We start from the raw sequence: 21984 nt of genomic DNA on the forward strand, positions 1-21984 counted from the left end.
CTTTTCTGCCGCCCGACACGCTGGCCCAGGTGGAAGATGGCCCGGGCTGGGTGCGCATGGCGCCGCCCGACCTGCCCGGCAATGCGCCGGCCGGCCCCGATCTGGCCGATGTGAAGGGCCAGGCCGCCGCCCGCCGCGCGCTGGAGATCGCGGCCGCGGGCGGCCACAGCCTGCTGATGGTGGGGCCGCCCGGCGCCGGCAAGTCGATGCTGGCCCAGCGGCTGGCCGGCCTGCTGCCACCGATGGATGTGCAGGAGGCGCTGGAGAGTGCGGCCATCGCCAGCCTGGCCGGCCGCTTCGATCCCCAGCGCTTCATGCAGCGCGTGGTGGCCAGCCCGCACCACACGGCGAGCGCCGTGGCGCTGGTGGGCGGCGGCTCGCCGCCGCGGCCGGGCGAGATCTCGCTGGCGCACCACGGCGTGCTCTTCCTGGACGAGCTGCCCGAATTCCCCCGCGCCGCGCTGGAGGCGCTGCGCGAGCCGCTGGAGACCGGCACCATCTCCATCGTGCGCGCCGCGCGGCGGGCGCAATTCCCGGCGCGCTTTCAGCTGGCGGCGGCGATGAATCCCTGTCCCTGCGGCCACCTGGGCTCGCGCCTGCATGCCTGTCGCTGCTCGCCCGACCAGGTGGCGCGCTACCAGGCCCGCATCAGCGGCCCGCTGCTGGACCGCATCGACCTGCATGTGGACGTGCAGGCCATCGATCCGCGGGAGCTGCTGGGCGCGCCGCCCGGCGAGGCGAGCGCCACGGTGCGCGAGCGCGTGGCCGCCGCGCGCGCACTCGCGGTGCAGCGGCAGGGCGGCGCCAACCAGTCGTTGGCCGGCCAGGCGCTGGACGCCCACGTCCGGGCCGATGCCGCCGCCCTTGCCTTTTTGCAGAAGGCCGCCACACGCCTGGGCTGGAGTGCACGCGCCACCCACCGCGCCCTGCGGGTGGCCCGCACCATCGCCGACCTGGCCGGCGCCGAGACCGTGGGCGCCCTGCATGTCGGCGAAGCCATGCAGTACCGGCGCACGCTGAGCGCGGCGCCCTGAGTCGACGGCCTCAGCGCCCCGTCGGCGCGCCGTGTCCCGGCGCCGCCCGCACACGCGCCACTTGCGCAGGCAGGTCGGCCCAGGCTGGCGCCTGCGGCGCGAAGCGGGCGCGCATGTAGCCGGCCAGTTCGGCGATCTGCGCATCGTCCAGCGCCTCGCGGAAGGCCGGCATGAAGCCGATGTCCCGCGTGGGCGGCGTGCGCACGCCGTCGAGGATGGTGCGGATGAGGTTGTCCGGCCGCGCGCTGGTGAGCTGGCTGTTCAGGGCGAGCGGCACGTTCGCGCCCAGCAGCGTGGGGCCGTCGCCGTCGTGGTGGCAGGCGGCGCAGGCGGACTCGAACATGCGCTGCGGCGCGCCCAACAGGGCACCCTGCCCGGCGGCGGCGCGGTGCACGGCCTCGGCGGCGAGCGCCTGCGGGTCGGCCGCAGGCACCGGGTTGAAGCTGGCCAGGTAGGTGGCCATGGCGCGCACGTCGGCATCGGGCAGCTGCTGCAGGCCATGGACGACCTCGGCCATCGGCCCCCCCGCGATGCCGTGCCGCGGCGAATGGCCGTGGCGCAGATAGGCATAGAGGCCGTCGGCATCCCACGGCACGGCGTTGGTGGACCGGGCGGTGAGGGCCGGCGCCTCCCAGCCGTCGATCAGCGCGCCGGACAGGAAGTCAGTGCCGGCTTTCTCCGCACCCAAGCCGTTGCGCGGGCTGTGGCAGGCGGCGCAGTGGCCCAGGCCGTTGACCAGATAGGCGCCGCGGTTCCATTCGGCGCTCTGGCTGGCCACGGGCTGATAGGGCGTCGCGTCGTGGAACAGACCGTTCCAGCCGGCCATGAGGGGGCGCAGGTTGAAGGGGAAGCGCAGGTCGTTGGCCGGCATCACGGCCGCGCCGCCGTCCTCGCGCGCGCCGGCTTTCACCGCCGGCAGGGACATGAAGTAGGCGTAGAGCGCCTGCAGGTCGTCGTCGCTGGTCTTGGCGAAGGCGGTGTACGGGAAGGCCGGGTACAGGTGGCGGCCGTCGCGCGAGATGCCTTCGCGCATCGCACGCTGGAAGGCGGAGAAGGACCAGCGGCCCAGCCCGGTCTCGGCATCGGGCGTCAGGTTGGTCGTGTGGATCGTGCCAAAGGGTGTGTGCATGGCCCGGCCGCCGGCATTGGGCAGGCCGCCTTCGGCCGTGTGACAGACGGCGCAGTCGCCCGCCGCGGCCAGCTGGCGGCCGCGCTCGATGGTCTGGGCGCTGTAGGCGGGTGCGCTGAAGCTGACCGGCGCGATGGCCGGGCGCCAGCCGAGCAGGCCGGCAATGGTGCCGATGCCGCCGACGAGCAGGCCGGCGATCAGAGCCGGCCAGGCCTTGCGGCGGGGCGCCGTGGTATTGCTCCTTCCCCCTCTGGGGGAAGGTTGGGATGGGGGCCGCGGCGCTTCATCAGACGACGGCGTCGGGGACCGGCCCCCACCCCCGCCCTCCCCAAGCGGGGGAGGGAGTGAAGCTAGGGCCGCCAGCACCTTCTCCGGCGTGAACGGCGGCTCGCGCAGCCGCACGCCGGTGGCATCGAAGATGGCATTGGCGATGGCCGCCGTGCCCGGCACCGACGCCGACTCGCCAGCCCCCAGCGGCGACTCGCCGGGGCGTGGCATCTGCAGCACCTCGATGACCGGCACCTCGCGGAAATGCAGGATCGGGTAGCTGCCCCATTCGCGTGTGGCGACCACGCCGGCCGGCGGCATGCCGGGCAGCGGCGTCTTCACCGGAAGCTGGGAAGCCGCACTGCCGGCCGGATTCGCGGCGGGCGCGAAGCGCACCTCCTCCTTCAGCGCCCGGCTGGTGGTCTGGATGACGTTGCCATGCACCTGGTGCTCGACCCCGGCCGGGTTGACCGTCAGGCCCGCGTCGTGGCCGACGACCACACGGCGCACATGCACCTCGCCGGTCCGGCGGTTGACCTCCACGTCGGCCACCCACGCGGCCCAGGCCGCGCCGAAGCCCGGCCACTTGCTGTGGATGTAGCGGGCATACGCAAAGCCTTGACCGAAAAGGACATCACCGCCGGGCCCTACCCGCGACTGCGGCGGCCGAGAGGGATGGTCGCCATGCGCATCCTCCTGCGGCCCGGTGCGCCAGCGCCAGCCGGCCTTCTGCGCCGTGGCCTCGATCAGCTCGCGCGCCCGCTCGTCGGGCAGATGGCGCAGGCGGAACTGCACCGGGTCCACGCCCGCGGCGGTGGCCAGCTCGTCGATGAAGCTCTCGTGCGCGAAGGAATTGGGCAGGGCCGAGACGCCGCGCAGCCACGAGGCGCGCACGATGGGCGCCATGTCGCGCACCTGCACGCGCAGGTGGTCGTAGGCATAGGGCGGCTGCGCGGTGCGGTCGCCCATCTCGTAGGCCTGGGCCAGCGGCTCCACGGTGCGAGTGAGCAGCAGGGCCAGCGTGGGCGCGCCGTTGCTCGGGTAGCTGGTCTGGAAGTCGTAGGCCGCGATGCCGCCTTCGGGCGACAGCGCGCCGGCCACTTCCATCAGCTGTGCGGTGCCCTTGGGCTCCCACAGGTGCTCCTGCTCGCGGCTGAGCTGCACACGCACAGGCGCGCGGGCCGCGCGGGCCAGCAGCGCGGCATCGGCCGCCACGTCGTCGGCGCCGTTGCGTCCGTAGCAGCCGGCGGCCTCCAGGCGGACGACGTCGACGTCGACGTCCTTGAGGTCCAGCAGGCGGGCGAGGTCCGCACGCAGCACATGCGGGTTCTGCGTACCGGCCCAGCAGCGCAGTCGCACGGGGCGGGGTCCGGGGCTGGGCGCGCCTTCGCGGCCTGCGCCCTCCTGGCCACCACCCGCGCCACGCCCATTGGCGCTGCCCTGCCTGCTGTCATCGCTCTCCTCCGGCTCCCACTGCGCCACCGCGCATGAAGGCCCGATGGAGGCATGCAGCTGGTACGGCCACAGATAGGTGCGACGCAGCGTGTTATCGCCCGACAAGGCGGCCTCGACATCGCCCTCGTCCACCAGCGTGCGCGTGGTGGCGGGGTTGGCGCGGATGGCATCCGCCACCTTGCCCGCACCGGCCAGGTCGGGCATGCCGGGCCAGGGCTTCCAGGTGACGCGCAGGTCGCGCATGGCCTGTTCGGCCTGCTCCTCGCGCTCGGCCACCACGCCGACGAAATCGCGGATGACGACCACGGCGCGGATGCCGGGGATGTGGGCGATGGACGATTCGTCCACCGACTCCAGCGTATTGCCGATGAAATCGCCGTGATCCGCGCCTGCATAGGGCGGGCGGATCACGCGGCCGTGCAGCATGCCAGGCAGGCGCATGTCGTGCACGAAGGCCAGCTCGCCGGCCAGCTTGGCGGGGATGTCGATGCGCGGCTGCGGCGTGCCGACGATGCGGTAGTCCTGGGGACGCTTGAGCGGCGTGGTCGGGTCCAGCCGCAGCAGGGTGCGCTGGCCGGCCAGCAACTCCGCGAAGGGCAGCGCCACACCCTCGGCCAAGATGCGTCCGCCATCGATGGTCAGTTCGCTCGCCGGCCGGCCGAGCCTCTCGGCGGCGCGCGCCAGCAGCCACTGCCGCGCCTGCGCCGCCGCCAGTCGCAGCGGTTGCGCATGGATCTGGATCGACGCGCTGGCAATGGTGGCGCCCTGGTTGGGCACCTGCGCCGTGTGGCCCAGCGCCATGGCGATGCAGGCCATGGGCACGTCCAGTTCCTCGGCCACGATCTGGGCCAGGGCCGTCTGGATGCCCGTGCCCAGGTCCACATGGCCGTTGAGGGCCGTGACGCTGCCGTCGTCCCAGACGGCGAGCAGGACTTCGTCGCCCTCCGCCGGATTGCCGGGCACGGCGGCGGGCTGGCCCTTGGCCGGCGGCGGCGGAACCGGCGTGTTGCGCACGACGACCAGCACGCCCTCGGCACCGAGGCAGTCGGCGCGTGTGCGAGGCTGCGCGGCGCGACGCGGGTCGGCGGTCAACGCGCGGCCTCCTGTGCGGGCGCTGCGCAGAACCGCGCGGCGGCCAGGCTCACGGCACGCAGGATCTCCACATGCGTCCCGCAGCGGCACAGGTTGCCCGACAGCTCGCTGCGGATACGCGCCTCGTCCGCCTGCGGCTCACGCGCGAGCAGTGCCGCGGCCTGCATCACCATGCCGTTGAGGCAGTAACCGCACTGGGCGGCCTGCGCCTCCTCGAAGGCCTGCTGCACGGGATGGAAGTGCCCGCGCCGGCCCAGGCCTTCCAAGGTGGTGATGGCGCGCCCCGCCACGCCATGCGCGGGAATGACGCAGGCCCGGGCCGCGGTGCCGTCCACATGCACCGTGCAGGCGCCGCACTGGCCCAGACCGCAGCCGTACTTGGGCCCGTTCAGGCCCAGGTCGTTGCGCAGCAGGTGCAGCAGCGAGGTCTGGCGCGGCACGTCGCCCGTGAAGGGCTGGCCGTTGACGGTGAGATGGAGCGCGGGCAAGGACGCAATCAGGCCACGTCGGCCGACTGGATGCGCTTGACGCCCTTGGCCTGCATCTGCTGCCAGGCCTTGGCCAGCGAGCCGTTGAGGTCGATGGCGCGGGTCGCGTCCTCGATCACATAGACGTTGAAGCCGGCGGCGCGTGCATCCAGCGCCGTCCAGGCCACGCAGAAGTCGGTGGCCAGGCCCGTGACGTACACGGTCTTGATGCCGCGCGCCTTGAGGTAGCCGGCCAGGCCGGTGACCGTCTTGCGGTCGGCCTCCTGAAAGGCCGAGTAGCTGTCCACGCCCTTGTTGTAGCCCTTGCGGATGATGAGCTGCGCAGTGGGCAGCTTCAGGTCCTTGTGCAGGGCCGCGTCGTCGGTACCCTGCACGCAGTGGTCAGGCCACAGCACCTGGTTGCCGTAATTGAGCTTGATGCTGTCGAAGGCCTTGGTGCCGCTGTGGGCGCTGGCAAAGGAGGTGTGGCCTGGCGTGTGCCAGTCCTGCGTGACGACGATGTTCTGGAACTTGGGCGCCAGCGCGTTGATGACGGGCACCACGTCGGCGCCGCCCTTGACCGGCAGCGTGCCGCCATCGACGAAGCAGTTCTGCACGTCGACCACGATCAGCGCGGCCTGGGCGCTGGGGCTGATCTTCCTGGCGTCGGCCGCGAGCAGCGGCGGCGCGATGGCGACCGCGCCGAGGGCGGCGGCGGCCTGCAGGAAATGGCGGCGTGGGTTGGCGGTGCGCAGCATGGTCATCATCAGTCCCTCCGAGGACAGGTTTGGAAATCAGACGCTGAGGTAGGCCCGTCGCACTTCGTCGTTGGCTGCCAGCTCGTCCATGGTGGCCTGGTAGCGGATCTGGCCTTTTTCCAGCACGTAAGCACGGTCCGAGACGAGTTCGGCGAAGTGCATGTTCTGCTCCGACAGCAGGATAGACACGCCCTGGGCCTTGAGCTCCAGGATCATGTGGGCCATCTGCTCCACGATGACCGGCGCGACGCCTTCGGAGGGCTCGTCGAGCAGCACGAGGTAGGGGTTGCCCATGAGCGTGCGCGCGACGGTGAGCATCTGCTGCTCGCCACCACTCATGCGGCCGCCGGGGCGGTCGGGCATCTCGCCGAGGTTGGGGAAGAGCTTGAAGAGCTTCTCCGGCGTCCACAGCGGCGCGGCACCGCCGTCGGCCCATTGGCGGCCGGCTTGGCGGCCGACTTCGAGGTTCTCCATGACCGTGAGGTCGGTGAAGACGCGCCGGTCCTCGGGCACGAAGCCCAGGCCCAGGCGGGCGGCGTGGTGCGGTTCGGTCCTGGAGATGTCGTGGCCCAGGAAGCGGATGCTGCCGCGGCGCTTGGCAAGCATGCCCATCAGGGCCTTGAGGGTGGTCGACTTGCCGGCGCCGTTGCGGCCCATGAGGGCGACGACCTCGCCGCGGCGCACTTCCAGGTCCACGTCGTAGAGGATCTGGGCGGCGCCGTACCAGGCGCAGAGGGACTTGGCTTCGAGCAGGACGGGCGGGGTGCTCACTTCTTTGGCCTTGTTTGGGTCTTGGCGATCGTCAGGATCGTTGGGGTCTGAAAGACGGCAGCAGTGGCTTGTGTGCTCGCTGCGTCACTGGGGATAGGAGCGGCGCAGTCGGTACGAACGGCGGGGGCGGCGCGGCGGGGCCGGGCTGCCAGGAGCTCAGACGGTGGCGGTCGATGCTGCGCATCGACTCCGCTGCGATGCTCGGTCAGGGGGCGCGTCGCATAACTCGCTGCGCTGCCTGCAGCAGCTCCGCTCAGACAAATGCGACGAGTCAGATCACGAAGCGCGCGTGTCTTCGCACGCGCGCCGCCCCCTGCCCTGCGCTTCTCGCCACCACCGAAATCGCCCCTGGCAGCCCAGCCCCACCGCGCGGATACGTTGCGCTCGATGGGGCGCACAACTGCCTGCGCCTCTGGCGAGGCAACAGCGCGAACTGAGGTCGGGGCCGGGGCGCAGGTGGGGGCGGAGGAGGAAGCGCCGATGGGGATGGAGATGGCGGCGAACGCAACGGCCCGCGCCGACGCACGCACATGCACACGCACCTGGGCGCAGACAGAGGCGGAAGCGCCAGCGTCACCGCCGGAACTGGCCGCAGCGTGTCTCGCCCTGGGCGGGGCCTGGCCTGGGGCGGCTGCGTGTGCGTCGCCGAGAAGCGCAGGGTGGCCGGGCTGCGGGCCTGCCGGAGGACAGGCCCGCTTCGTGAACTGACTCGCGGCGTTTGTCTGAGCGGAGCTGCCGCAGGCAGCGCAGCGAGTTATGCCGCGGCCCGGCTGCCCGAGCATCGCAGGGGAGTCGGCCCGTTGGGCCGACCGACGAACTCGCAGCCGCCCCAGGCCAGGCCCCGGCCAGGGCGCGCCCCGAACGAAACCAGCACCAGAACCGGCAGCAACCGACATCAAGCCGCCTTTTTCTCGAAAGTCTTGCCAGACCCGAAGTACACCTCCTGCACCTTCGGATGGTCCCGGATTTCCAGCGGCTTGCCCTCGGCGATCAGCCGCCCGCGCGCCAGCACGATCATGCGGTCGGCATACGCGAACACCACGTCCATGCTGTGCTCGGTGAACAGCACCGCCATGCCGCGGTCGATCACCAGCTGCTTGGTCAGCGCCATCAGCGAGTTGCGCTCCTTGGGCGCCATGCCGGCGGTGGGCTCGTCCATCAGCAGCAGCTTGGGGTCGTTGGCCATGGCAATGGCCAGCTCCACGCGCTTGACGTCGCCATAGGCCAGCACGCTGCAGGGCCGGTCGGCCTGCGACTTCATGCCCACCTGGTCCAGCAGCGCCAGCGCCTCGTCGCGCTTGTGGTCGCAGGCCCGCCGCCACATCGCGAACAGCTTCGCATCGTGCGACAGCAGCGCCATCTGCACGTTCTCGACCACCGTCAGCGACGAGAAGGTCTCGGCGATCTGGAAGGTGCGGCCCACACCCAGGCGCCAGATCTCGCGCGGCTTCTTGCCGACCAGCTCGGTGCCGTCCAGCGTGATGGAGCCCTGGTCGGCCTTGAGCTGGCCGTTGACCATGTTGAAGGTGGTCGACTTGCCGGCGCCGTTGGGGCCGATCAGCGCCAGCAGCTCGCCCTTGGCCAGCGTGAAGCTGATGCCGTCGACGGCCTTCACGCCGCCGAAGGACTTGCCCAGGTTCTGGACATGCAGCAGAGACATCAGAGCACCTCCAGGCCGGTGAAGAACAAGTTGAAGGGTCGGTTCATCGCGCACCCTCCCCTGCCGCAGCCGCGGCCTGCATCGGCGCCGTGGCCGCCTCGTCGGCCGCCACGTCGTCGCGCCGGCCGCGCCACTTGTCGGCCAGCTGCTTGATCGAGCCCGCGATGCCCTGCGGGAACAGCAGCACCAGGATCAGGATGATGGCGCCCAGCATGGCGCGCCAGTAGTCGGTGTTGCGCGCCACCATGTCGTGCAGCCAGGTGAAGGTAAAGGCGCCTACCACCGGGCCGGCCAGCGTCTGGATGCCGCCCAGCAGCACCATCACCAGACCATCGACCGAGCGGCCCACCGCCAGCGTCTCGGGTGAGATGCTGCCCTTGGAATACGCGAACAGCCCGCCCGCCAGACCCGCCACCGCACCGGCCACCACGAAGGCGGCCCACTGCATGCGCTTGACGTCGATGCCGATGGCGTCCGCGCGCAGCACCGAGTCGCGGCCCGCGCGCAGGGCATAGCCGAAGGGCGAGAACAGCACGCGCCGCAGCCACCACAGGCCCCCGCCCACCAGCACCAGCGTGAGCCAGTAGTAGTTGCGCTTGTCATTGAGCCATTCCGACGGCCACACGCCCGTGAGGCCGTTGCTGCCGCCGGTGAAGCTGTCCCACTGGTAGACGATGGCCCAGGTGATCTGCGCGAAGGCCAGCGTGAGCATGGCCAGATACACGCCCGACAGCCGCACGGCGAACCAGCCATAGACCAGCGCGCCCAAGCCCGCGACCACCGGCGCCAGCACCAGCGTCAGTTCCATCGGCAGGCCGGCGGCGCGCGCCAGCAGCGCCGCGCCATACGCGCCCAGGCCGAAGTACGCCGCATGGCCGAAGGAATGCATGCCCGCCGGGCCCATGATGAAGTGCAGGCTGGCCGCGAACAGCGCCGCGATCAGCAGGTCGATCATCAGCACCGTGGTGTAGGGCGAGCTGGCCGTCAGCACCGGCATGGCGGCCAGCACCAGGGCCAGCACGCCCACGGCAGCCACATAGGACCCGCCCGCGCGGCGCAGCGGCTCTTCCTGCATGCCCACATAGCGGCTGGGCGCCTGCGGCCGGCCCATCAGGCCCCAGGGCCGCCAGACCAGCACGGCAGCCATGACCAGGAAGTCGACCACCAGCGTGAGCTTGGAAAAGGAGATGGCGATGCCCGCGATCTCGACCACGCCCAGCCAGATGCACAGCGCCTTGATCTCGGCGATGAGCAGCGCCGCCACATAGGCGCCCGGCAGCGAGCCCATGCCGCCCACCACCACCACCACGAAGGCGGCGCCGATGGTGTTGAGGTCCATCTCCAGCGTGGCGGGCTCGCGCGGCAGCTGCAGCGCGCCGCCCAGGCCGGCCAGCAGCGCGCCCAGCGCGAACACGGCTGTGAACAGCCAGGCCTGGTTGACGCCCAGGGCGCTGACCATCTCGCGGTCCTGCGTGGCGGCACGCACCAGCGTGCCGAAGCGCGTGCGGGTGAGCAGCAGCCACACCAGGCCCAGCACCACCGGACCGACGACGATCAGAAACAGGTCGTAGGCCGGGAACTGCCGGCCCAGAATTTCCACCGAGCCGCGCAGGCCCGGCGCACGCGGGCCCAGCAGCTCGTCCGGGCCCCACAGCCACAGCACTGCGTCCTTGATGACCAGCACCAGCGCGAAGGTGGCCAGCAGCTGGAAGAGCTCGGGCGCCTTGTAGATGCGCCGCAGCAGCACGACTTCGATGACCGCGCCGAGCACGCCCACCGCGATGGCCGCCAGCGGCAGCGCCACCCAGAAGCCGGCGCCCCCCAGCTTGTCGGCCAGGGTGTAGGCGACGTAGATGCCCACCATGAAGAAGGAGCCATGCGCGAAGTTGACGATGCGCGTCACACCGAAGATCAGCGACAGGCCCGCCGCCACCAGGAACAGCGAGGACGCAGACGCCAGCCCGTTCAGGAGCTGGACGATCAGGCCGGAAAAACTCATGGCAAGGCTCTCTTCAGGGGGCAGCAGTCGTCAGTCCGCGCTGCGGGACTTCTTCACCTCAGCCGCGGGCGGCTGGAAGCGCGCATCGGCGCCGTCGTAGTAGACGTAGTCCACCATCACGCCCTTGCCGCCGTCGTTCTTGGTCTTGCCCACGAAGGCGCCCATGGTCGACTGGTGGTCTTCGGCGCGGTAGCTGATCTTGCCGAAGGGGCTGTCGACCTGCAGGCCCTTGAAGGCGGCGACCAGCTTGTCGGCGTCAGTGCTGCCGGCCTTGGCGATGCCGGCGGCGGCCGACTTGATCATGCTGTAGCCCACCACCGAGCCCAGGCGCGGATAGTCCTTGAACTTGGCCTGGTAGGCGTCGAGGAAGGCCTTGTGTTCGGCCGTCTTGATGCCGTAGTACGGATAGCCGGTCACGATCCAGCCATCGGGCGCTTCGTCCTTGAGCGGATCGAGGTACTCGGGCTCGCCGGTCAGCACGCTGACCACCGTGCGGTCCTTGAATAGGCCGCGGGTGTTGCCCTCGCGCACGAACTTCGACAGGTCGGCGCCGAAGAGCACGTTGAAGATGGCGTCGGGCTTGGCATCGGCCAGGGCCTGCACCACGCTGCCGGCGTCGACCTTGCCCAGCGGCGTGGCCTGCTCGGTCACGAACTCCACGTCGGGCTGCGCGGCCTTCAGCAAGTTCTTGAAGGCGGCCACGGCGGACTGGCCATACTCGTAGTTGGGGTACACCAACGCCCAGCGCTTCTTCTTCTGCTTGACGGCCTCGGGCACCAGCATGGCGGCCTGCATGTAGGTGCCGGGGCGCAGGCGGAAGGTGTACTGGTTGCCACCCTGCCACGTCATCTTGTCGGTCAGGGGTTCGCCAGCCAGATAGAAGAACTTCTTCTGCTTGGCGAAGTCGGCCAGGGCCAGGCCGGTGTTGGACAGGAAGGCGCCGGCCAGCACGTCCACCTTCTCGCGCGAGACCAGTTCCTCGGCCATGCGCACCGCATCGCCGGGGTTGGCGTTGTCGTCGCGGGTGATCAGCTCGATCTTCTTGCCGTTGACGCCGCCCTTGGCGTTGATCTCGTCCACGGCCAGTTCCATGCCCTTCTTGTAGGGCTCCAGGAAGGCGGGCTGGGCCTTGTAGCTGTTGACCTCGCCGATCTTGATGACGTTCTGGGCATGGGCCGGCATCAGCGTGCCGGCGGCCAGGGCCAGCGCCGCGGCGGCACCGAAATGGAGGCGGAAGGGTTGCATGGGGAACTCCTCGTCGGAAGGGATGGAAAACCGGGGGAAATGAAGCAGGCGAAGAATAGCCGCGCCGCGTTCAGCGAAGACCGTCCACGCCCTTGATTTCGGACACCTGCAGGCCGCCGATGCGCGGCAGCGGACGGCCGCTGTCGGTGACGGCCACGGCCACCACGATCTCGCCCGCGCGCGGGGCATCGCTCACGCGGGCCTCGACGGCGTCGAAATGGCTGCGCACGAAGGCGGCGTCCTTGTGGCCCAGCGGCACGTCGATGGCGGTGCCCAGCGTGCCCTGCTTCTTGGCCGAGGGCACCAGCGCGGCGCCCTTTTCGACCGCCACGCGCAGCGGCGCGCCCAGCTTGGGATGCAGGATGGCGGCGGCATGCTCCAGCTCGCCGGCCTCGCCCACGATGGCGGCCTTGCCGTAGCTCTGCGCCTGGCCGGGCTCGATGCCCAGGGCCTTCACGGCCTTCTGGCCGAGCAGGCCGCCCAGCTCTTCGCCGATGGCGATCAGCTCATCCAGGTTCTCGCTGTAGCGGCCGGCGTAAGGGTTGGCGATGACGGCGATGGCGACGGCACGGCGCGTGGGCGGGTCGATGGTCTGGCCCATCTCCTTGCGGGTCTCGTCGACTTGCACGATCAGTTTGCGGATGTCTGCTGGCATGGGTTCTCCTTGGTCTCTTCGGTGCCTCAGCGCAGGCCGTTCCATTGGCTGATGTCCTCGGCCTTGAGGCCGCCGACGCGGGCATGCACACGGTAGCCGGTGGTCATGGCGAGGATGAAGACGATCTCGTCGGCCGCAGGCGCGCCGGGCACGCGTACCTCGATGGCATCGAACTGGCCGCGCACATAGCTGGCGTTGATGTTGGTGAGCGGCACATCGAGCGCGGCGCCGGGGGGGCCCACCTTCTTGGTGGACGGCACGATGGACAGCGCGTTGCCGGGCTGGCCGCTCTTGGCCTCGCCCTGGCCGGCGGTGTAGGCGGCACGGTCGCCCTTCCAGCCCAGCAACTCGCGCATCGCGTAGCCGCCGGGCACATGCCACAGCGCGCCATGTTCCAGCTCGCCCGCCGCACCGACGATGGCGCCCTTGCCGTAGGTGGCGATGGCGTCGCGTGGCACGTCCATGGCGGCCAGCAGGCGCTGGGCCATGTCCACGCCCACCGGGTCCAGCAGCGCCATCATGGGCAGGATGTCCGGCTCGTAGCGGCCGGCGAACGGATTGGCGAGCACGGCACCGATGGCACCGCGCACCAGCGGCTGCTCGGCGCGCGGGCCGAACTCGTGGTGGATCTGCTCGACCTGGGTGAAGACGCGGCGGATGTCGATCATCGTGGTGAAAGGGTGTGCGATTCGTTAAGCAAATACTGAACCAACGGACGGCGCCGCCAGGGTCTGGTTCCGTGCCGACAGCACTCTCCATTGGCCTTGGCACACGATCACGGCCGCGTGGATAAGGCCGCGCGACTGCAGCGCCTCAGCACGGCGCAGGCCCGATTCGACCGCATCGCGCACCACGCTGGGGGGCAGCGGCGGCACCTGCACGGTGACGGGCAGCGCACCGAGGTCGCTGTCGTCCTTGCATTCGTTGGCGGGGCGACGCCCGATGGCAGAGTGGTCCGCATCGACGGCGTTGGCGACGATGGACGCCGCCGCATCGGCCTGCGCCGCGGTCGCCGCGAGGATGGTCACGCTGTCGGCGATGCCCAGCGAGAAGCTGCGGCCGCGCCAGCCGCTGGTGGCGACGCCGCGCACCGGGTCTGCCGCAGCAACGCTGAACTGCCCGTCGGTGCGCAGGCGCTCGGCGTCGCGCGGGTCGAAGCGGGCGAGGTCCGCATAGAGGCCGACCCGCGCCTCGGTGCCAGGCGCCAGATGCAGCGCAATGTCGCCGCCATTGTTGATCCAGGCCCGCGCGATGCCCGGCCGCTGGTAGAAGGCGATCAGCTCCTGCGCCACCGAGCCGGCCACGGCCGCCATCGGCGTGATGAAGGCCGGCAGGAAGGGCAGGCAGCCGGCCTGCATGCGGCGCGCGACGGGCCCACGCAGGGCCGCATGCTCAGACACCGGCCTGCGCAGCGCAGGCAGCTCGGCGACGAGTTCGTCCAGCAGGCCTTCGAAGCGCGCCCAGGCCGCCTCGTGCGCCTCGGCCACGGCGCGCGGCTCGCCCTCGGCCTGGACCACGAGGTCCATGGGACCGTGGTGCCAGTGCCAGCGCTGGGCATCGAGGGCTTGGCGTTGGGCGGGCATGCGTCGCTGCGGCGCGAGAGATCAGCCCAGCATGGGCTTGTGGCCCAGGGGCCAGGGGTTGTCGCTGGCCTGCCCGACGAAGCGGCGGGCGAGCGGCGCGCCGTCGTCCTGCCAGGCGCCGCGGCGCAGCGCCTGCTCCAGCGACATCACATGCTCCATGTGGCCACCCAGGTCCGCGTAGTCCTGCAGCTTCATGCTGAACTCGATGGGCGCAATGATGGCTGGCGTGGGCACGGTGCCGAAGCTGTTGTCGGGCATGCGCATCACGTCGGCCATGACGGTGATGCCGCCGCCCGGCCACACGTAGGCCGGCGCGCCGCCGCAGGTGACGTTGACCAGCGCGCGCTTGATGGCGCGCGTCAGCAGGATCGGATTCTCGGTCACACCCGCACGCAGGCTGCCGCCCGCACCGCCCAGGAAGAGCACCGTGGTGAGCGAGGGCTCGCAGTTCTCGCCGATGCGCTCGACCACCTTGCGCACCGCCTCGGGCATGGGCTGCGGCACGGGGCGCAGGTCGTCGTCCAGCACGTACCACTCGGCCTGCTCGCCGGTGGTGGAGGTCATCAGCAGCTTGAGGCCGGGCCTGGCCACGCCGGGCTCCCAGCCTTCGATGATGGCCAGCGGGTCGGCGATGTCGGTGCCGCCCCAGCCGCTGCCCGGATTGGCCACCTGGAAGTAGCGCCCCGGCGTGGACTTGCGCCCGCGCATCTGGATGCCCGAGGGCGGCATGGCCAGGCAGCGGCCAGCCTGGTGTTCGGTGAGCACGCCGGTGATGTGGTCGTCGACCACCACCACCTCGTCGGCCAGGCCTAGCAACTGTTTGGCGAAGATGCCCACCGTGGCCGAGCCGCAGCCCACGCGCATGCGCTGCTCTTCCACACCGTTGACGATGGGCGCGCGGCCGGCCTGGATGACCAGGCTGGCGCCGCCGTCGATGGTGCATTCGGCCGCCTGCTTGTTGCACAGCCGCTGCATCATCTCCAGCGTCATCCGGCCTTCCTTCTTGCTGCCACCGGTGAGGTGGTGCACGCCGCCCAGCGACAGCATCTGCGAGCCGTACTCGGCCGTGGTCACATGGCCCACCACCTCGCCCTTGTAGCGCACGTTGGCCTGCTCGCTGCCGAGGAAGCGGTCGGTGTCGATCTTCACCTTCACGCTGCAGTAGCTGAAGATGCCTTCGGTGACCACGGTGACCATGTCCACGCCCTGCGCCTTGGAGGCCACGATGAAGGGCGCGGGCTTGTAGTCGGGGTAAGTGGTGGAACTGCCGATGCCGGTGACGAAGACCTGGTCGGCCAGCAGCAGGTCGCCGTTCCAGTCGTCCTGCGGTGCATCGGCCGCGGCGGCTTCGACGGTGTCGGCCGCCGGCCGGGCGAAGGGCACCAGGGCCGGCTCGGGCGAGTCGAGCTCGCGCCGCAGCATCACCACCGGGTCGGTGCGCACCAGCACGCCCTCGCGGTTGGCGTAGCGGTCGCAGGCGCCGGTGCGGCCTTCGGAGATCTGGCACAGCACCGGACAGGCATTGCATTCGACCTTGCTCGTGCTCATGCGCTCGTTGCGGGCGGGCGCGCGGCCCAGGCCATCGGGCGTGGTGGGCAGGGCTGGCACGTCGATGCCGGGCAGGCCGTCGGTCTTGGTGTGTTCTGTCATCGTGGGCTTTCGTGCAACGCGGCCTGTGTGTGCAACAAGCATGCCGGAAATCGGCTTGGCGGCGATGCACCGTTTGTGTAGCATCCGCTCCATATTCATGTTGTGATCGCTACATGAAACGAATCTAGCGGCCCGGCGCGATGCTTGCATGGGTGTTTTCCAGAGTGCACGCCGCCCCCTCCTGGTGCGTCGTGAACGAAAATGGGCAGCACCAGCCAGTGGCGCCGCAAGCCTCGCGCGCATGCCCTCGTGCCACCCGCCAGCTTCCCTTTCATTTGGTTATTAGCTTATGAGTGCCTTTGCCGAAGAACGCGTCCTGACCGTCCACCACTGGACCGACCGCCTGTTCAGCTTCACCACCACACGCGACCCTGCCCTGCGCTTTTCCAACGGGCACTTCACGATGATCGGCCTCAAGGTCGACGGCAAGCCGCTGCTGCGTGCCTACAGCATCGTGAGCGCGAACTACGAGGAGCACCTCGAGTTCCTGAGCATCAAGGTGCCGGATGGCCCGCTCACCTCGCGGTTGCAGCACATCAAGGTCGGCGACACCATCGTGGTGGGCCGCAAGCCCACGGGCACGCTGCTGATCGACTACACCCTGCCCGGCAAGCGCCTGTACCTGTTCGGCACCGGCACCGGCGTGGCACCCTTCCTGAGCGTGATCCGCGACCCCGAGACCTACGAGAAGTTCGAGAAGGTCATCCTGGTGCACGGCGTGCGCGAGGTGGCCGAGTTGGCCTACCACGACACCATCACGCAGGACCTGCCGCACCACGAGTTCCTGGGCGAGATGGTGAGCGAGCAGCTGCTCTACTACCCCACCGTGACGCGCGAGCCCTTCCGCAACCAGGGCCGCATCACCGACCTGATCACCAGCAACAAGCTCACCGACGACCTGGGCCTGCCGCCGCTCAACCCCGCGGAAGACCGCGTGATGCTGTGCGGCAGCCCCATGCTGCTGGCCGACATGAAGCTGATCCTGGAGCAGCGCGGCTTCCACGAGGGCAACACGACGACCCCGGGCGACTACGTGGTGGAACGCGCTTTCGTAGAGAAGTAATCCAGGTGGCCACGCGCAAGACGCCCGCCAAGCCGCAGCGCAAGACCGGCGTGCGCGAGGCGCAGGCGCAGGCCTCGCGCGAGGCCATCCTGCGTGCGGCCACCAAGGTGTTCGCCAAATACGGCTACGAGGGCGGCAGCGTGGAGAAGATCTCGCGGGCGGCCAAGTCGTACGACCGGATGATCTACTACTACTTCGGCAGCAAGGAAGGCCTGTTCGTGGCCGTGCTGGAGGGCATCTACCAGCGCATGGACGAGGCCGAGGCCGCCATGGCGCTGGACATGGCCCGCCCAGTCGAGGCGCTGACCGAGGTGATCCGCTTCGTGCTGGGCTATTACCGGCGCAACCCCGACTTCGTCACGCTGCTCAACACCGAGAACCTGCACAAGGGCCGGCACATCGCCAAGTCGGTGCGGGCGCGCGAGTACTCGTCGCGGGCGGTGGCGGTGATCGCCTCGATTCTGGAAAGCGGCGCGGCGCAAGGCCTGTTCCGCCCCGACCTGGCCGCGCGCGATGTGTACCTGTTGATCGCGGCGACGGGCTACTTCTACATGTCCAACCGCTACACGCTCGCCAGCTTCCTGGGCGAGCAGCTCGACGCCCCCGAGGCCGCCCAACACTGGGAGGCCTTCGTCACCGAGACGGTGCTGCGCGCCGTGCGGCAGGACGACAGCACGGAATCTCTCCCACCCCACGAGGAAACCCAAAAATGGCAGAAGTCGCCGCCGCCGGCAAGTCGGGCAAGGTCGTCATCCAGAACATAGGGCTGCTGCTCTCGGGCGACATCGACCAGCCCATCCTGCAGGCCGACACCATCGTGGTCCAGGACGGCCTGATCGCCGCCGTGGGCCGCTACAAGGACTGCGATGTCGAAGGCGCCACCACCGTCATCGACGCGCGCCAGACCTGCGTCGCGCCGGGCCTGATCGACAGCCACGTGCACCCCGTGGCCGGCGACTGGACGCCGCGCCAGAGCCAGCTCAACTGGATCGAGTCCAGCATGAACGGCGGCGTGACCACCATGATCTCGGCCGGCGAGGTGCACTACCCCGGCCGACCCAAGGACATCGTCGGCCTCAAGGCCCTGGCCATCACCGCGCAGCGCGCCTTCGACGCCTTCCGCCCCGGCGGCGTGAAAGTGCTGGCCGGCGCGCCGGTCATCGAGAAGGGCATGGTCGAGAGCGACTTCAAGGAACTGGCCGAGGCCGGCGTCGGCCTGCTGGGCGAGGTGGGCCTGGGCAGCGTCAAGGCCGGCTACGAGGCCAAGGAGATGGTGGCCTGGGCCCGCAAGTACGGCATCCAGAGCACCATCCACACGGGCGGTCCGTCGATTCCCGGCTCGGGCCTGATCGACAAGGACGTCGTACTGGAGGCCGACGCCGACGTCATCGGCCACATCAACGGCGGCCACACCTCGCTGCCCGAGGCGCACGTGTGCGAGCTGTGCGAGAAGAGCACGCGCGGCATCGAGATCGTGCACAACGGCAACGAGCGCGTGGCCATCGCGGCGGCCAAGGCCGCGCTGGAGCTCAAGTGCCCGCACCGCGTGATCCTGGGCACCGACGGACCGGCCGGCTCGGGCGTGCAGCCGCTGGGCATCCTGCGCATGATCGCCATGCTGTCCTCGCTGGCCAACATCCCGGCCGAGCTGGTGTTCTGCTTCGCCACCGGCAACACGGCGCGCATGCGCAAGCTCAACTGCGGCCTGATCGACAAGGGCTACGCGGCCGACTTCGTCTTCATGGACCGCGCCCAGCACACGGCCGGCCGCACGCTGCTGGAAAGCGTGCAGCTGGGGGACCTGCCGGGCGTGGGCATGGTGATGATCGACGGCATCGTGCGCTGTGGCCGCAGCCGCAACACGCCGCCGGCCACGGATGTGCCGGTGGTCGTGTCCGGCGGGCATTGAGCCGGCGCGCCGCCCGGCTCAGCGCTTGAAGACCAGGTAGCGCGCCGACAGGTAGTTGACGCCCATGCCGGCGATGCTGCCCGCGGCCACGCCGAGCAGCGGTGCCGCCGGGCCCTGCAGCGCATGCAGCACGGCCACGTAGGCCGCATAGTTGACGAGTGCGCCGCCCAGCATCGCGGCGAGGTAGCGCAGGTATTCGTGCCACAGCGGCAGCCGCCGCGCGCCATCGGCGAAGGTGAAGCGCCGGTTGATCAGCCAGGTGGCCGTGGCTGCGCCCCAGAAGGACAACACGCGGCCGGCATACCAGCCCACATGCGGCGCCAGCAGGTACAGAAGCCCCGCATCGACCCCGAAGCCGATGACGCCGGCGATGCCGAAACTCAACAGACGGCGCAGCAGCGGGCCGGAAATCACCACGGCACTTTCGCAGGAGCGTCCGGGCGGACGCTCACTGCACGTTCCCCGCTGTGGCTAGCCGCGCCGCGCCGGGAATGGCCAGGTAGGCGATGCGCTTGACCTCGCGCCGCCCCAGCGTCACGGTGCGCAACACCGCGCCGCAGCTGGCCGACAGCATGGCCGCCAGCATCATGCCGGTGGCCAGTACGGCGGTAGGCAGACGCGGCACCAGGCCGGTCTGGATGAAGGTCACCAGAAGCGGGACAGCCAGGCCGATCGAGGCCGCGGCCAGCACCCCGGCCACGATCATGAAGAACAGCAACGGCCGCTCGCTCACGAACAGCTTGGTGATCGTGACCAGGATGCGCCAGCCATCGCGGTAGGTGGAGAGCTTGCTTTCGGAGCCTTCGGGACGCGAGAGATAGCGCACCGGCACCTCGCCCCACGGCATGCGCAGCTCCAGCGCGTGCACCGTCAGCTCGGTCTCGATCTCGAAGCCCTGGGACAGGGCGGGAAAGGACTTCACATACCGCCGCGAGAACACGCGCAGTCCCGACAACATGTCGCTGAACTCGCCGCCGAACAACTGCACGACGGCGCCCGTCAGCATGCGGTTTCCGAGGCGATGGCCACGACGGTAGGTCTGCGCATCCTGATGATCGTCCTGCCGGGCTCCTACGACCATGTCCAGATTGCCCTGGACCAGCATGTCGATCATCTCGGGCAGCCGGGCCAGGTCATACGTGGCATCGCCGTCGACCATGATGTAGATGTCGGCCTCGACGTCGGCAAACATGCGTCGAACCACATTGCCCTTGCCCCGCAGTCTCACGGCGGTCACCCGTGCACCGTGCGCACGCGCTACCACCGCGGTGTCGTCGGTGGAGGCGTTGTCGAAGACATGCACCTCGGCCTGCGGCAGGTGCGCGCGGAAAGCGCCGATCACCTGCCCGATGGCCAGGGCTTCGTTGTAGCAGGGGATGACCGCGGCGATACGCATGGGCTGGGAGATGACGTGGCAGAGAGAAGGGCGGCAGCCTGAGGCGCCCGTCAGGGCGCGTCCGGCAGGACGCGGTACGCCTTCACGCCATCCTTTTCGAACAGCAGCTGGAAGTGGCGCTCGAAGCCCGGCTTGCCATCGACAAAGGGCCCGAGTGCCGTCTGGATCACGATGGTACCGAAGCCCTCCTGCGCCAGCTTGCGCGCCATCTCCGGCGCGGGGAGCAGGAGAAAGTCAGAGTAGCGGTAGTGGCCGAACACATCGCCCCAGACCGGGTTGGGCGCGAAGTAGATGGCATCGCTCAGACCCACCTGGTAGAGGCGTCCCGGCTGTGGGTTGGCGCGCAACCAGCTCAGCACGGCATAACCAGGCACATTGCGGGCCAGATACGCCTCGCGTGTCTCGGGCGTGGGCGAGATCTGGCGCAGGTGGTTCCACAGCCGCGCACCGCCGGCCACCAGCAGCACCGCCACCAGCGCCGCTCCCAACCCCGCGGCCATCCGGCCATGGATGCGCTCGCCACCGCGGCGCCGGAGGGCTGCGGCCGCCCACCGCCACAACTGGCACCAGCCGATCGCACCCAGCCAGGCCAGGATCGGGAACGAGGCCGCCATGTAGCGCGGATAGCGCGACGTGGCCAGCCACACCAGCAGCGACCAGGCGCCGAAGAGCGCCGCGGCGCGCACCGCGGGCCGCGTCTTCCAGACTGCCGCGAAAGGCACGAGCAGGGCGGGCCACAGCATGACGTTGGGCAGCGCGGCATGCGCGCGCACATCGTCGACCTGGCGCTTGTAGTCGTCCGGGTTCCAGTTGGTGAAGCCGAACACCTTGGCACCGATGGGATTAAACGGGTCGCCCGTCTGCAGCCAGTTGCGGCCGAACCAGTAGATGCAGGGCAGCAGAAAGCAGCCCAGGGCCAGGAGCCAGGGCGCCGGTCGGCGCTCGCGCCAGGCCACGCACACGGCCACCAGCGGCAGGAAGGTGAGCGCCTGGTACTTGCTGCCCGCGGCCACGCCCAGGTAGAAGGCCGCCAGCGCCAGCCAGCATGCGGGCCGCCGCGGCTGCGTCGCAGTGACCGGCGTGCTCCACCACAACCACAGCACGGTGAAGGCCCCGACGACGAACAGGGCCACGCCCATGTCGATGAGCGCGTTGAAGAACTCGCCCATCATCAGCCAGGCCGCCAGCGCGATGGCCGCGCAGACACGATCGGTGTGGGTCACGGCCAGGCGCCAGACCAGCGCCGCCGCCAGCCAGCCGCCCAAGGCATGCAGCAGATGCGGGAACACGTCGCCCGCCAGCGGCAAGGCCGCCGCATAGAGCAGGTCGTAGTTGTACGGGAACCAGGGGTAGCGCAGCCAGTCGTGGATGCCCAGCGCGCCGCTCTCGGCCACCTGCCGCGCATAGGGCAGGTGGTACATCATCTCGTCGAAGGCATGCGGCGGCGCCATCGGCTCGAAGAGGCTGATGAAGAAGGCGCCGATGGCGACGAACGTCGCCACGCGCTCGGCGCGGCCGAGCGGCGGCCCCGGCGGGAGCGCCCGCAGCAATCGCCACTGCGCGGGCAGGCGCCACAAGGCCAGCGCCAGTCCTAGGGCCAGCAGCGCCAGCGTGCCGGGTGGCCGAAGCAGGCCGGCAATGCCCAGGACCTGCAGTGCCACGATGGCCAGGCCGAGACCGGTCGTGGCGGAAAACGCCATGCGCAGCCATGGGTCGTCACGGCCCGGCGTGTCGGGCGCGCCGGCCCACAGCCGCCGCATCAGCGCGTCGCCCGCGCCCCAGAGCGCCAGCAGCACCACGGCCAGGCCGGCCAGGTGCACGGCCGTGAAGCTCAGCTTCTGCAGCAGGAGA

18 protein-coding genes are annotated in these 21984 nt (G+C 70.1%); 4 read left to right on the plus strand and 14 right to left on the minus strand.

From position 1 onward, the window contains the following. The coding region (locus tag QZ772_RS06995; RefSeq protein WP_295524284.1) for a YifB family Mg chelatase-like AAA ATPase at positions 1-1034 on the plus strand (1034 nt) is incomplete at its 5' end. A gap of 10 nt (positions 1035-1044) precedes the next feature. Here QZ772_RS06995 and QZ772_RS07000 read toward each other — a convergent pair. The 11 genes from QZ772_RS07000 to QZ772_RS07050 all read right to left on the minus strand — a co-directional run bounded on the left by QZ772_RS07000 (position 1045) and on the right by QZ772_RS07050 (position 15765). Continuing rightward, complete coding sequence (locus QZ772_RS07000) at positions 1045-4977, minus strand: molybdopterin cofactor-binding domain-containing protein (protein WP_295524286.1); 3933 nt, start codon at positions 4975-4977, stop codon at positions 1045-1047. Then, positions 4974-5465 (minus strand): (2Fe-2S)-binding protein, encoded by a 492-nt coding sequence (locus tag QZ772_RS07005; RefSeq protein ID WP_295524288.1) that lies wholly within the window; start codon positions 5463-5465, stop codon positions 4974-4976. The genes QZ772_RS07000 and QZ772_RS07005 overlap by 4 nt, the downstream gene beginning before the upstream one ends. Positions 5466-5473: 8 nt before the next feature. Next, a complete protein-coding gene (gene pncA / locus QZ772_RS07010; protein ID WP_295524289.1) occupies positions 5474-6211 on the minus strand; it encodes a bifunctional nicotinamidase/pyrazinamidase in 738 nt (245 codons plus the stop codon). 27 nt (positions 6212-6238) lie between these two features. Next, the gene (locus QZ772_RS07015) at positions 6239-6973 is read right to left on the minus strand and encodes an ABC transporter ATP-binding protein (protein WP_295524291.1); all 735 of its coding nucleotides are present in this window, start codon (positions 6971-6973) and stop codon (positions 6239-6241) included. A gap of 895 nt (positions 6974-7868) precedes the next feature. Continuing rightward, complete coding sequence (locus QZ772_RS07020) at positions 7869-8633, minus strand: ABC transporter ATP-binding protein (RefSeq protein WP_295524292.1); 765 nt, start codon at positions 8631-8633, stop codon at positions 7869-7871. A gap of 43 nt (positions 8634-8676) precedes the next feature. Continuing rightward, the gene (locus tag QZ772_RS07025; RefSeq protein ID WP_295524294.1) at positions 8677-10632 is read right to left on the minus strand and encodes an ABC transporter permease; all 1956 of its coding nucleotides are present in this window, start codon (positions 10630-10632) and stop codon (positions 8677-8679) included. Between the two features lie 30 nt (positions 10633-10662). Continuing rightward, positions 10663-11877 (minus strand): ABC transporter substrate-binding protein, encoded by a 1215-nt coding sequence (locus QZ772_RS07030; protein ID WP_295524296.1) that lies wholly within the window; start codon positions 11875-11877, stop codon positions 10663-10665. Positions 11878-11947: 70 nt separating this feature from the next. Beyond that, the gene (locus QZ772_RS07035; RefSeq protein ID WP_076504932.1) at positions 11948-12532 is read right to left on the minus strand and encodes an amino acid synthesis family protein; all 585 of its coding nucleotides are present in this window, start codon (positions 12530-12532) and stop codon (positions 11948-11950) included. A 26-nt stretch (positions 12533-12558) separates the two neighbouring features. Beyond that, positions 12559-13200 carry an amino acid synthesis family protein gene (locus QZ772_RS07040; RefSeq protein ID WP_295524298.1) on the minus strand — a complete coding sequence of 214 codons (642 nt, stop codon included), beginning with the start codon at positions 13198-13200 and terminating at the stop codon, positions 12559-12561. A gap of 24 nt (positions 13201-13224) precedes the next feature. Further along, the gene (locus QZ772_RS07045) at positions 13225-14115 is read right to left on the minus strand and encodes a UPF0280 family protein (protein ID WP_295524300.1); all 891 of its coding nucleotides are present in this window, start codon (positions 14113-14115) and stop codon (positions 13225-13227) included. A gap of 21 nt (positions 14116-14136) precedes the next feature. Next, entirely contained in the window at positions 14137-15765 is a 1629-nt protein-coding gene (locus tag QZ772_RS07050; RefSeq protein ID WP_295524302.1) for a 6-hydroxynicotinate reductase, read from the minus strand. Between the two features lie 289 nt (positions 15766-16054). Between QZ772_RS07050 and QZ772_RS07055 the strand changes: the two genes are divergently transcribed. The 3 genes from QZ772_RS07055 to QZ772_RS07065 are packed head-to-tail and all read left to right on the plus strand — an operon-like array spanning position 16055 to position 18737. After that, on the plus strand, positions 16055-16828 hold the full coding sequence (locus QZ772_RS07055; protein ID WP_017758775.1) for a ferredoxin--NADP reductase: 774 nt from the start codon (positions 16055-16057) through the stop codon (positions 16826-16828). 5 nt (positions 16829-16833) lie between these two features. Further along, the gene (locus QZ772_RS07060; protein WP_295524304.1) at positions 16834-17592 is read left to right on the plus strand and encodes a TetR family transcriptional regulator; all 759 of its coding nucleotides are present in this window, start codon (positions 16834-16836) and stop codon (positions 17590-17592) included. Next, positions 17538-18737, plus strand: coding sequence for an amidohydrolase family protein (locus QZ772_RS07065; RefSeq protein ID WP_295524306.1), 1200 nt, complete (start codon positions 17538-17540; stop codon positions 18735-18737). The genes QZ772_RS07060 and QZ772_RS07065 overlap by 55 nt, the downstream gene beginning before the upstream one ends. Before the next feature lie 18 nt (positions 18738-18755). On the opposite strand, the gene QZ772_RS07070 is transcribed toward QZ772_RS07065, so the two are convergent. From QZ772_RS07070 to QZ772_RS07080, 3 genes are read right to left on the minus strand one after another with little or no spacing between them, the layout of a single operon-like run. Next, positions 18756-19154, minus strand: a complete 399-nt coding sequence (locus tag QZ772_RS07070) for a GtrA family protein (protein WP_295524308.1) — start codon at positions 19152-19154, stop codon at positions 18756-18758. Between the two features lie 31 nt (positions 19155-19185). Further along, positions 19186-20133 carry a glycosyltransferase family 2 protein gene (locus QZ772_RS07075; RefSeq protein WP_295524310.1) on the minus strand — a complete coding sequence of 316 codons (948 nt, stop codon included), beginning with the start codon at positions 20131-20133 and terminating at the stop codon, positions 19186-19188. 50 nt (positions 20134-20183) lie between these two features. Beyond that, positions 20184-21953 (minus strand): hypothetical protein, encoded by a 1770-nt coding sequence (locus QZ772_RS07080; protein ID WP_295524311.1) that lies wholly within the window; start codon positions 21951-21953, stop codon positions 20184-20186. Between the last annotated feature and the right edge of the window lie 31 nt (positions 21954-21984).

The sequence above is a fragment of the uncultured Pseudacidovorax sp. genome (assembly GCF_913773995.1).
In the GTDB taxonomy this organism is placed as follows: domain Bacteria; phylum Pseudomonadota; class Gammaproteobacteria; order Burkholderiales; family Burkholderiaceae_C; genus Xenophilus.